This is a genomic window from Mucilaginibacter sp. L196 (assembly GCF_009765905.1).
Classification (GTDB): Bacteria; Bacteroidota; Bacteroidia; order Sphingobacteriales; family Sphingobacteriaceae; genus Mucilaginibacter.
Genome location: NZ_LMUO01000015.1, coordinates 536,686 through 549,227, shown reverse-complemented (window position 1 = coordinate 549,227; position 12,542 = coordinate 536,686). Strand labels below are relative to the sequence as shown.

Below are 12,542 nucleotides of genomic sequence, written 5' to 3'. Positions count from 1 at the left end.
GTGGTAATTCATATCGCATTGGGCCTCATATTCTTTACCTTTTCATTTCTCAATTTCCTGACAATAGGAAAAGGATTGGACATAGAAGGCATTAATTGAAACAACCTATAAAGTTCGGGGGCAGCCGCTTTGTCCTTTTCTGATAGGGTTAACGTACTACGATCATGCCTGGCTCTGATAGTTAACTTTTTATTTTATGGGTTAACTTAAATTTCCGAGAGACTCTGCGTGAACTAAAAAGGTGTCATACTGCGTAGTCGAAGTATGTGGGCGGGCCTCTGCGCCAACCCATCGACTACGCTCAGGGTGACACCCATTACACATAAATTTATTGAAGTTGCACAATCTTCCGAACACCAATGGTATTATCCGCACCATCTCCCACTTTATTGCTTCATATTGAAACATTAATTTCAAACAAATTTGCACATCTATAAAAATAAACAGACATTGGCTATTATTATTAAACCCAGCCAAACGGCAGCAACCTATTATGACTAAAACTGCAACTCTCCCATCAAAAAATCATTACGAAATTCTGGATGGCCTGCGTGGTGTGGCCGCTATTGTTGTGGTTTCTTTTCATGTACTGGAGGCTTATGCAAATGATAATCGCTTTAAGCAGCTCCTTAATCATGGTTATTTAGCGGTTGATTTCTTTTTCCTGTTATCAGGCTTCGTGGTAGCCTATGCTTATGACGACCGCTGGGGTAAAATGACACAATGGGACTTTTACAAACGCCGCCTCATCCGCTTGCAGCCTATGGTTATTATGGGGTCGATCATCGGCGCGGCATTGTTCTATTTTCAGGGTGGCGCTGTGTTCCCGCTGATCAATAGCACGCCTGTATGGCAAATGCTGCTGGTAATGGTGGTCGGTTTTACGTTGATCCCGCTCCCAATATCCATGGACATTCGTGGCTGGCAGGAAATGCACCCGCTTAACGGCCCGGCCTGGTCGCTGTTTTTTGAATATATCGCCAACATATTGTACGCGCTGTTTATCCGCAGGTTCTCTAATACGGTGCTTGCTATATTCGTGTTTCTATCGGCTTGTTTGTTGATACACTACACCGTTTGGGGCCCGCAGGGCGATGTGATAGGCGGCTGGTCAATCAATAAAACGCAGCTAAATATAGGTTTTACCCGTTTGCTTTATCCATTTTTCGCCGGGGTACTGTTATGCCGCGTAGGCAAGCTGATCAACGTTAAATGGGCTTTTGGTGTATGTAGTTTACTTTTAGTTGTGATTCTTTGCCTGCCGAGGGTCGGCGATGAATCGCATTTATGGATGAATGGTTTGTATGAATCCATTACTATCATTATCCTTTTCCCTTTAATTGTTGCCATGGGCGCGGGTAGTACTATAAAAAACAAGAGCGCTATTAAGCTCTGCAAATTTATGGGTGATATTTCTTACCCCATCTATATAACACATTACCCGTTAATTTATTGGTACACCGCCTGGGTTGTCCAAGACAAAATACCAATGGCTAAAGGTATGCTGGTAGGTTTGGGACTTTTGATAACCGCCGTAGCTATAGCTTATGCCTGCCTCAAGTTATATGACGAGCCGGTTCGTGCTTGGTTACAGAAGCGATTTATGAGTAAACGGGCTTAATAATATCAAGGTTTAACATTGTTGGTGTTCGCCGTAAATGATCGGAAGATGCGGCTGAATTTTTTCTAATGACCTATTATAAAAAGAGAGGGGTGTCATGCTGAGGCACTTATAGTCTTTTATGGTTTCTTAAACACCTCACGCTCCCCGGGCTTATACGTTTTGATAAATTCCGTATAGCTGTCTTTTATGTAGATGAGCAGTTCATAGTCTGTCATTTGTTTTAGGCGGGTGATGGTTGGGCGGTAGCTATCCATAAAATCCTGGAGTGAGTCGCCCTGCATATGGGTGATTACTTCCACTTTTGATTTGGAGAATTTATGGTCGACGTAATTGGATTCTTCATCATCCTGCAATTGTTTTTGCAGTTTGGCGGATGGGGTTTTGTTCCTGCCGAAAAGGCTTACGATAGATAAAAGATTCAGTCCGCCAATGCTTGAATTATCATTATAGGCGCTACCATGGTCATCGGTGGTATATGTGGGTAAATTATTTTTCAAAAAGTCCTTTAGGGCGGGCTTTTGATAGTTGAATGTGCCCGCGAATTCTTTACGCAGGTTTAAGGAGTCGGTTTTATAATTACGGGTGCGAACGTTTACATCCTGTAACTGTATTAAAACAGGTTCAACATAAATGGTATCGGCATGAACATTATAAACGGTATAAGTATTAGGTACATAACCTACGCACGTTACCCTAATAGTATCACCAAAACGAATATTATATAAGCTAAATTTACCCTCGATAGAGGTGGAAGTCACAAATTGACCTGTGCGGATAGTGGCAAACTCCACGGGCCTGTGGGAAAGCTTATCCAACACCACACCGTTTAATTGCTGCGCGAAGGCCGCAGTTGAAATAAACAGTAAAAGTGAAATAGTAAGGAGTAAGTTTTTTATCACAACGCTGTTTGTTGATGAAACAAAGGACCGGCTTATAAAGTTCATTAGCAAAAATTTAACATTCCTTAACAGATGCATTATCGGCGCAGGATGCCCCCAGCTGGGATCAAAAATACTATATAGTAGTGAAAATTTAATATATTCGAAGCTCAAAATAGCCAAAATTGTTAAATGAATAGAATAAAAAGTATTGATGGATTAAGAGCTGTCTCTATTCTTCTCGTTTTGCTTTCACATTTAATTGTCACTTTACCGGTTGATTTAAGCAAGCACTTTTTTTATCCCATTATTGAAAACGGCGGTACGGGAGTAATTATTTTTTTTGTTATCAGTGGGTATTTAATAACTAAATTATTAATTATTGAACATCAGAAAACAGGCGATGTTAACATCAAACACTTTTACATTAGGCGGGTATTCCGGATTTTTCCCATTTTTTATACTTATATACTGGTAATCATTGTATTAAAATTATTTTTCGTGCCGGAAATATTTGGTAATTATAAAACTGTTGGTGTAGCTAGCATATACTTATGGAACTACTCGCAGCTTTTCCATCTACGGCCCGATCGTATGGGATCGTGGTTTATCGGCCACTTTTGGAGTCTATCCATGGAGGAGCAATTTTACTTGTTATGGCCAATAACCTTTGCACTGGTTGCCAATAAGCAAAAATTAATAAAAATAACCCTGGTCATTATCCTGTTAATGCCCCTGTTAAGAGTTGCTACTTATTTTGTGTTTCCAGGTTCGCGCCCGCAAATAGGTGGCATGCTGCAAACGGGCGGGGATGCCATATTAACAGGTTGCCTGGGAGCCATGCTTGAAAGCAGGCCCGATTTTAAAGAAAAGTATGGCAAATATTTTCAGAGCAACTGGCTAGCCGGGCTTTCAGCGTTTTTTTTATTATTTATTTCGCCGTTACTTGCCGACCATTTTAGAGGGTTATACACATTACCCCTTGGAAAGACGCTCGAAGATGTAGCTATAATAATTTTACTGTTCTGGAGCATGTATGTTGATACTCCTGTTAGCAAGGCATTAAACAACAAGTTAGTGATGCAACTGGGGATTTTATCCTACTCGTTATATGTATGGCAACAACTCTTTTTAACCTCAGTATCCCATTTTTGGATCAATAAGTTTCCGCAAAATATAATTGCCGTTTTTGTAGTGGCACTGATATCCTATAACCTGATAGAAAAGCCAATTCTGAAATTAAAAAAACGGTTCAAGGACGTCTAGGTTCCCTTAAATTACAACAAAATATACGAATCTTTTATCATCCCAAAAAGTTCCATAGTCAATTCGGTTAACTGCGAAATACGTGTGCTGTTTTCGTATTTTCCTGCATAAAAACTGCTTTTCGTGATAATTGGAGATTCGGGCTTCGCCTTAGAATAAAATTTAAGATCAAGCTGCTTTTGCATCGGCCTGATTACAAAAAAGGTGCGCTTGTGCACAAATACAATACAGTTTTTACTGGTACTTATCAGCACGTCATCCCAATTAGCAACCTCGGCTAATATTTTATCAAAAACCAATTCCAGTTCAGCGGGGCGGCCATCAAACAAACTGTCAACACTTACCTTAATACAGTAGTGAGTTGCATTAATATGCTTAAGCTCGCGTTCGCATTTGGGGCATGTCCAGCTCATATTGATTTACTTTTTCTTCGGATCGGCTATCGTATCCGGTGTTTCAAACTCATCATCCACACTCTGGCGTAAATCGTACAGCAACCATTGTTTTTGTGCTACTTCCGGTGCTTTTTGTTTGAGCAGGGCGATGAAATCATTTACCCCTACCGGTTCGTTGCCATTGCCATGGATGAGTACAATACTGCCTGCTTGCGGAGCTTGCCCTTTAGCCAGCCATGCATCCGTACCAATTGGTATCAGGCCAAAATCAGTTATACGGTAAACCAGTTGTTGGTCCGACACCAATCCCGGGAACCGGAAAAACACCGAGGGCAATAAACCTTTCTTCAGCATGGCTTTTTCAGTTTCCAGCACTTCGTAATTAATATCGGTGCCGGGTTCCAGTAAAAAGTTTTCTTTCAGCGGTGCTTTTAAGCTTACGCGATGATTAAATGAGTGGTTAATCCAGGTAATATAAATCTCGTGGTTGGCTTGCAGCGATTTTAGCCACTCCAGGTCTTCCTGGTGGTCGCGCATCCAGATACCGGTAACGGACAAAGCTATGGGTACGGGTGTTTCCACCTTTTTAAATTCGGCAATGATGTCGGTGAATATGCGGCGGTCGAGTGGCTTGTGCGATGGGCAAAGATCTGCCGTAAGGCTGATACCTGTTTCTTTGGGCATCCCGGTTTCAATGCCAGCATCCTGTATCATAACAGAGGCTTTTTCAGCTTTTTTAAGTGCATCCTGGTAGGGCGAGTTACCGAAAAACGCCCTTGCCTGCGCGATAGTCATTTGTTTGATCTGGTAAAAGTTGCTTTCGTCAACCCGGGTTTCCAGTGTTTGCGGGTTTACGAGTAGGAGGTAATGTTTGCCGTAGTTATCAAACCGGCGCAATATCATCCACTCCTGCGGAAAATGGCGGGCATAGCCATAGAATACTTCGTAATTTTCTATCTTGATATAATTAGCCTGCGCGTTAACGCGGCTATATGAACTTATTAATAATAAGAGTGATAAAAGGAATAATAGTTTTTTCATAACGATTTGTAAATAAAATCAATCATAAAATTGTTTTAGATGTTAGTAAAGTATTAATGATATTTACCCCGGCAAAAGTATACATAAGCTATGACCCGATTATCCGTCAATATAAATAAAATTGCTACCCTGCGTAATGCGCGTGGCGGCGATAACCCGAATTTGGTACAGGTGGCTAAAGATTGCGAACGTTTTGGCGCACAAGGCATCACGATACACCCACGCCCTGACGAAAGGCACATCCGCTACCAGGATGTTTTCGACCTGAAAAAAATTGTGACTACTGAATTTAATATTGAGGGTAATTGCCAGGAACAAAAATTCATCGATCTGGTATTAGCCAACAAGCCCGAGCAGGTTACGCTGGTGCCCGATATTTTAGGACAGATCACGTCGAACCATGGTTGGGATACCATTGCCAACCAGGATTATTTGAAATACATCATCGCGACCTTTAAGTCGGCTGGTATAAGGGTATCTATTTTTGTTGACCCCGTGCCGGAAATGGTTGCCGCCGCAGCTACTACAGGTACCGACCGCATCGAATTGTATACCGAAGCTTACGCCACTAATTACTCCAAAGGAAAAGAGCAAGCAATAGCGCCTTATGTTGAAGCCGCGAAGGTTGCCCGACAATATGGCTTAGGAATCAATGCCGGGCACGATCTGGACTTGCACAACCTTAAATATTTTGTAGAGAATATACCGGGATTACAGGAAGTAAGCATTGGCCATGCTTTAATTAGCGATGCTTTATATTATGGATTGGAGAATACTATACAAATGTATTTGAGAGCTTGCGCTACCGCAAAATAGTTAAACTGCCGCTCAGCAGGTTACATTTTGTATTCAGGTTGATGATGTAGTAGTAAACGCCGGATGGTAGTTTTTGTCCTTTATAAGTACCATCAAATGGTATGCTGTAACCTTTGGATTCAAACAGTTTTTGCCCGTAACGATTAAATATCTGCACCAACGCTGTCGGGTAATTATCAATTCCGGTAATTTGCCAGTAGTCATTAATACCGTCGCCGTTGGGGGTGAAGGTGTTAGCGATATTGACGCCCGACAATCCTACGGTTACATTTACTTTGGTACGGGAGCTTTCGCAAGTGCCAATAAACTGGCTTACAAAATAAGTTGTATTTGTGTTTGCCGTGATTTTAAATACACCACTTGTTTGCTCATCAATGGGGGTAGTACTTGTGCCTGAATCATATAAGCGATAGCTATATCCGGAAACGACATTTTTTACCTGTATCAATGCTGTACCGGGAGTACAAAGCTCAATATCATTTACTAAAGCAGAAGAAATAGTATTATCCTGATTCGGCACCACATAAGTAGCATTAACCAGCGCGCATCCCCGTGAATCATTCACGTCCAAAACATAAGTTCCGGCGGCTAACCCGCTAACAGATGCAGAGGAGGAGAATACGACGTTATTTTGATCTGTCCACGAGTAAGTATACGGCGGGATGCCTCCCGTAATTTGTATATTACTGATGCTGCCTGTTTTGGTTGAGCATTGGTCGGGGCTAATTTGTTCCGATTCGGGGACTATTTGTATTTGATTAGCACCGAGGACATTATATTGCCCATAAATGCTTTCACAGCCATTGGCATCTGTCAGATATAGCGTATAAACATCAGGTGCAAGCCCGCTGATTTGTTGCGTGTTGCCGATAGGTTGGTTTTGGCTGTTTACCCACCGCAGTGTTTTCGCAAGTGCATCGGTAGTAACGGTTAGTGAACCATTATTTAAACCGTAGCATGATTCCGACATCGAAACAGCATAATTAGGATATATGGTGCCGGGGGGCTGTGCTATAAAATAAGTTTTACTGGTTTTACTGCAACCAAAACCGTTTGATGCGGTAAGCGTGTAGTTGCCCGAAGGCACATTTAGCAGATCGGCACTTGTGCCGACGGTATTGTTATTGGCATCAACCCATTGGTATTGGGTAGCGCCGGTGACGTTTATGCCTTTAACCGAGCCATTATTATTACCGCAGCTTGCCGGGGTTGTAACGGCTTTCGATTCATCCATCATGATGCCGTTGGTTTCAGGAATATTAATGGTTGAACTATAAACCGGGCCGCATTGGGTATCATCAGTTACCTGTAATTTATAAGTACCTGCCGGTTGATTTACCAGTATACTATCGGTACTAACGGTTTGTTGAGTGCTGTTGTTTACCCAACTATATTTTAAAGTACCTGTGCCTGTTGCCGGGATATTAGTTATTGAGCCTGTTGATTGTCCGCAATTAGTGGATTGAACTTTTATTTGGCTTTGGTCGATGTTTGGTCCTGTTGTATTTTTTAGGGTTACCGGGCCGTATGTAATAGAACATTTCGTCACGGTATCCGTCATTGTTAATGTATAAGTACCGGCACTAAGATTAGAGATTTCTGCTTGATTGCCTACAACATTATTATTTGAATCAGTCCATTTATACGTAGCCAAATCTTGTGAATCAGTTGTAGGTATCAATCCGGTTATTGATCCTCCTTTACCACATGAGGGGTTTAGTATAGAAGCGTATGTAGAGATTATTTGCGGCTCGACATCGTATAGTTGAAATCCCATAGGTGCACTTGCGCAATTTCCATTATATGCTTTTGCGTAATAGTTGCCGGGACCAAGATTTTTTATAGTATCGCCTTCGCCTATTTCCTGATTAGTATTACTGTCATACCACTTAACTTTTAAAGTTTTTAACGGGTAGCTAATCGTCATTACTCCATTTTTTAATCCACACGATGGTTGCCTGATGATAGAATTACGGTAATCAACGGGTATTTCAGGGGCGGTGTATTCAGATGAATTTTGATTAAGCAAGGCATTTGCCAACATTTTTTTTCCGGCAAAGTTGCCTAATAGTTTCCACGTGCTATCTGCAGCCGCTGTGAGTGTTGTGATATAAGCTACCGGGTTGCATATATCACAATCAGTATTATCCTCATAAACATATATTTTTGAATTTGGCGATGCCTTGCCTGAAAACTCAGTATCGCTGTTCACCAATACTTTAATTGCAGGGATATGGATGTTAGGAAAATTGGATTCAATAAGCAAATTGTAAGCTTTTTCACTGCATACAATGCTATTTTTTAATATTTGGATATTATTACAATCTTGGTTGCCAATACCTAAATTAGAATTCACACAATATAATACATTTTCTTTTGTAATGTCGTCTGAACCAATGATTCCATTGTTAGATTGATACAATGTAAGCCCTCCTACTGAGCCCGCACCCGCACTGGTATTAAAATCTTTATTATTATATACCTCAAAATTATTGGCTCCGTCTATTTGGAGCTGGAATATATTGGCCGTATTGTTATAGAAAAATATATTTGTACCACCCATTATTATTCCAGTAATAAATTTATTGTCCGGTAGTGGAGAGCCATATTGATCTAAGGCTAATGAGTTATTCTCCATCCAAATATTTTTACCGGAAAGTTGTAATTCACCATTTACATGGTTTCCTTCAGCAGGGGTATCTCCGCCAAATAATATATCATGGTCCAGAATGTAACTGCCCTTAAAAATACTCTGATCATTTGGTCCTACAGAACTATAGTCAAAATAATTTGATTGTATTTTAATATTTACAACAGAATCAGCAGCTATTGCATTTTGACTGTTCTCATTTATTATAAAATCATCACTGTACATATAATTACCCTTGCCGGGTGCACCAATAGTAAGATTTGTTGAATTTGCTGCATATATAGCGCAGTTTTGTACGAAAGCATCCTCGTATATATTTTTCAGGCCGGCAAAATCATTAATATCAAAACCATAGATTTCTACGTTATCAGCATTTTGCAACATAAATGCAGCCGTCCATTCGCGTTCGGCTGTGTAACTGGATCTGTCTGGGGTTATGATTATTTTGCTCCCTGCGGGATCGAGAATGCTGCCGGGCTGCGTAGAGCCATCAATTACCATGTTTGCAGTTACAAAAGGCAACTCACTTTCCAGCGTAATGGTCCTGCCAGCTTTGCTCGTATCGGCTATGTTAAAATTAATATAATCCTTTTCGCTCGTGCCGTTTGCCGCCGCCTGTGTCAACGCATCCCTTAAAGTGCCCGCCCCTGAATCCGCATTGCTGGTAACAACAAAAACTGCTGAAAACCCTTTCACACAAAAACAAAGAAATAATAATAAGAGGAAAGGTTTTTTCAGCATAAAGTATTAGGGGATGGAAAAATACAATTTAATTGCTGATTTATAAATTTTTAATTGGTAGCAGCCCGTTGTAAATCCATTGTCAATATATAGTTAGCTAATTGTTACTCATGCGGAAAATTGTACCTTTGCGTCAATTTTAATTGCCCGCTAATTTCACATGAAGCTGAACATCGATTACCAGGAGAAATTCCAGTCGCGCCACATAGCCCCCAATGAGGCTGACACCGCTAAAATGCTAAAAACCATCGGCGTTAGTTCGCTTGATGAATTGATAGATCAAACTGTTCCCGCAGGAATCAGGTTAAAAAATCCGTTGAATTTACCGGTGGCAAAAAGCGAGTTCGATTACCTGAACACGCTGAAACAAACCGCGTCAAAAAATAAAGTTTTCAAGTCGTTTATTGGTCAGGGATATTATGATGTGATCGTACCCGGCGTAATACAACGTAACATACTGGAAAACCCAGGATGGTATACCCAATACACCCCATACCAAGCAGAAATAGCGCAGGGCCGTTTACAGGCTTTGTTGAATTTCCAGACTATGGTTGTGGATTTAACAGGGATGGAAATTGCAAATGCATCTTTACTGGACGAGGGTACTGCAGCTGCCGAAGCGATGTTTATGCAATACAGCTTGCGTAAAAATCAGCAGGCAAATGTGTTCTTCGTATCACAGGAATTGTTCCCGCAAACTATTGATATTTTAAAAACACGTTCGGAGCCTTATGGCATCGAACTACAAATAGGCGACCACAATACGGTTGAGTTAACCGAAAACATGTTTGGCGCTATAGTACAATATCCTGCCGGCGAAGGTGAGGTTTACGATTACAAAGAATACGCCACCAAAGCTCACGAAAAAGGCATTAAACTAACCGTTGTTGCCGATTTAATGAGCTTAGTGTTGTTAACCCCTCCGGGTGAATGGGGCGCTGATATTGTGGTTGGTAATACGCAGCGTTTTGGCGTACCGATGGGTTTCGGTGGTCCTCATGCGGCATTTTTTGCCACAAAGGAAGAATATAAACGCTCGTTACCGGGCCGTATCATAGGAGTTACTATTGACAGCGCAGGCGATTACGCTTTGCGTATGGCATTGCAAACCCGCGAGCAACACATCCGCAGGGACAAAGCAACTTCTAACATTTGCACCGCGCAGGCGTTATTGGCTATTATGGCTGGTATGTATGCAGTATATCATGGTCCGCAAGGATTGAAACTGATTGCTGAAAGAATCCACGGTTTAAGTGTTTTATTAGCTGATTCATTAAATGAGTTGGGTTATGAGCAGCTTAACAAATCATTCTTCGATACCGTTAAGTTTGATTTAGGCGAGTTAGCAGGGCCATTACATGGCGAGGCTGTAAATAACGAAATGAACCTGCACTATAAAGGTTCGGTAGTTACCATATCGCTTGATGAAACCACATCGGTAGAAGATGTTAAAACCATTGTTCGCTTTTTTGCTAAAGTAAAAGGCAAAACATTGAATGATGTGAATATTGATGAGCTGAAAGGGAACATCAAAACTGTTGTTCCTGCTGAATTGCAACGTACATCAACTTATCTAACACATAAATTGTTCAATTCGCATCATTCAGAGCATGAGATGTTGCGTTACATTAAAGCATTGGAAGCAAGGGATCTTTCGCTTTGTCATTCGATGATCGCGCTGGGCTCATGTACCATGAAATTGAATGCGACTACTGAGATGGTTCCGGTTACCTGGGCTGAGTTCAGTAAAATGCATCCATTTGCTCCTGCTGATCAAACCGGCGGCTACATGCAGCTATTTGATGAACTGAACAAATGGTTAAGCGAAATCACCGGTTTTGCAGCCATGAGCTTGCAGCCAAACTCGGGTGCGCAAGGTGAGTATGCTGGTTTAATGGTGATCCGTGCTTATCATGAGGATAGGGGCGATCATCACCGTAATATCGCTTTAATCCCATCATCAGCACATGGTACTAACCCGGCATCGGGCGCTATGGCAGGGATGAAGATCGTAGTTGTTAAATGCGATGACAACGGAAACATTGATGTTGCCGACCTGAAAGCTAAAGCAGAGCAGTACAAAAACGACTTATCCTGCTTAATGGTTACTTACCCATCAACACATGGTGTGTTTGAGGAATCCATTGTTGAAATATGTGAGATCATCCACCAAAATGGGGGACAGGTTTACATGGATGGCGCTAACATGAACGCGCAGGTTGGATTGACTAGTCCGGCTAATATTGGCGCTGACGTTTGTCACCTGAACTTGCATAAAACCTTCTGCATACCTCACGGTGGCGGTGGCCCGGGCATGGGCCCGATTGGTGTGGCTAAACATCTGGTGCCGTTTTTACCGGGACATGCGGTGGTTGATATTGATAAAGGAAAATCTATCCACGCGGTATCATCTGCGCCTTGGGGTTCAGCATCAATATTAATTATCTCCCACGCTTATATTGCCATGATGGGCGGCGATGGTTTAACCAACGCAACCCGTTACGCTATATTGAATGCTAATTATATTAAGGCACGCTTACATCACCATTACCCGGTATTGTATACAGGATCACATGGCCGCTGCGCGCATGAGATGATATTGGATTGCCGCGCATTTAAGAGCTTCGGCATTGAGGTTACGGATATAGCCAAGCGTTTAATGGATTATGGTTTCCACGCGCCAACTGTTTCGTTCCCGGTTGCGGGTACGGTTATGGTTGAGCCAACAGAATCAGAACCTAAACATGAGCTTGACCGTTTTTGTGACGCGATGATCGCCATTCGACATGAAATTGATGACGTTGAAAAGGGTCTGTCAGACAAAGTGAATAATCCGTTGAAGAACTCTCCGCACACTGCAGCTGTAATAACAGCAAACGAATGGGGACATCCATACACCCGCCAAAAAGCTGCGTTCCCGCTGCCTTATGTGGTGGAATATAAATTCTGGCCATCAGTAGGCCGTGTGAATGATACTTATGGCGACAGAACTTTAATTTGCTCATGCCCGCCGTTAAGCGATTATGAGTTTGAAGAAAGTGAAGTAACTACACCGGAATACGGAACGTGAAAAAATAATTTATAGTTGAGGCTCCGTTAGGAGCCTTTTTTGTTTAACCAATATAATGTTT

8 protein-coding genes are annotated in these 12,542 nt (G+C 41.7%); 4 read left to right on the top strand and 4 right to left on the bottom strand.

The window, feature by feature from the left end; all coding sequences use genetic code 11:
- The first annotated feature begins 493 nt into the window (after positions 1 to 493).
- Positions 494 to 1,621: an acyltransferase gene (locus GSQ74_RS13395; protein WP_158994075.1), complete on the top strand. Its 1,128-nt coding sequence runs from the start codon at positions 494 to 496 to the stop codon at positions 1,619 to 1,621.
- Positions 1,622 to 1,740: 119 nt separating this feature from the next.
- Here GSQ74_RS13395 and GSQ74_RS13390 read toward each other — a convergent pair whose 3' ends face one another.
- A complete protein-coding gene (locus tag GSQ74_RS13390; RefSeq protein WP_216846736.1) occupies positions 1,741 to 2,523 on the bottom strand; it encodes a carboxypeptidase-like regulatory domain-containing protein in 783 nt (260 codons plus the stop codon).
- Between the two features lie 171 nt (positions 2,524 to 2,694).
- Here GSQ74_RS13390 and GSQ74_RS13385 point away from each other — a divergent pair, with 171 nt between their 5' ends.
- Positions 2,695 to 3,768, top strand: a complete 1,074-nt coding sequence (locus tag GSQ74_RS13385; protein ID WP_158994071.1) for an acyltransferase — start codon at positions 2,695 to 2,697, stop codon at positions 3,766 to 3,768.
- Positions 3,769 to 3,779: 11 nt separating this feature from the next.
- Here GSQ74_RS13385 and GSQ74_RS13380 read toward each other — a convergent pair whose 3' ends face one another.
- Both GSQ74_RS13380 and GSQ74_RS13375 read right to left on the bottom strand, forming a co-directional pair.
- Entirely contained in the window at positions 3,780 to 4,181 is a 402-nt protein-coding gene (locus tag GSQ74_RS13380) for a DUF5655 domain-containing protein (protein ID WP_158994069.1), read from the bottom strand.
- A gap of 6 nt (positions 4,182 to 4,187) precedes the next feature.
- On the bottom strand, positions 4,188 to 5,204 hold the full coding sequence (locus GSQ74_RS13375) for a polysaccharide deacetylase (RefSeq protein WP_158994067.1): 1,017 nt from the start codon (positions 5,202 to 5,204) through the stop codon (positions 4,188 to 4,190).
- A 90-nt stretch (positions 5,205 to 5,294) separates the two neighbouring features.
- Between GSQ74_RS13375 and GSQ74_RS13370 the strand changes: the two genes are divergently transcribed.
- A complete protein-coding gene (locus GSQ74_RS13370) occupies positions 5,295 to 6,020 on the top strand; it encodes a pyridoxine 5'-phosphate synthase (RefSeq protein WP_158994065.1) in 726 nt (241 codons plus the stop codon).
- Here GSQ74_RS13370 and GSQ74_RS13365 read toward each other — a convergent pair.
- Entirely contained in the window at positions 6,007 to 9,366 is a 3,360-nt protein-coding gene (locus GSQ74_RS13365) for a gliding motility-associated C-terminal domain-containing protein (protein WP_158994064.1), read from the bottom strand. The two genes, GSQ74_RS13370 and GSQ74_RS13365, sit on opposite strands and share 14 nt — an antisense overlap.
- Before the next feature lie 205 nt (positions 9,367 to 9,571).
- On the opposite strand from GSQ74_RS13365, the gene gcvP reads away from it, so the two are divergent.
- The gene (gene gcvP / locus GSQ74_RS13360; RefSeq protein WP_158994062.1) at positions 9,572 to 12,481 is read left to right on the top strand and encodes an aminomethyl-transferring glycine dehydrogenase; all 2,910 of its coding nucleotides are present in this window, start codon (positions 9,572 to 9,574) and stop codon (positions 12,479 to 12,481) included.
- Positions 12,482 to 12,542 lie beyond the last annotated feature (61 nt).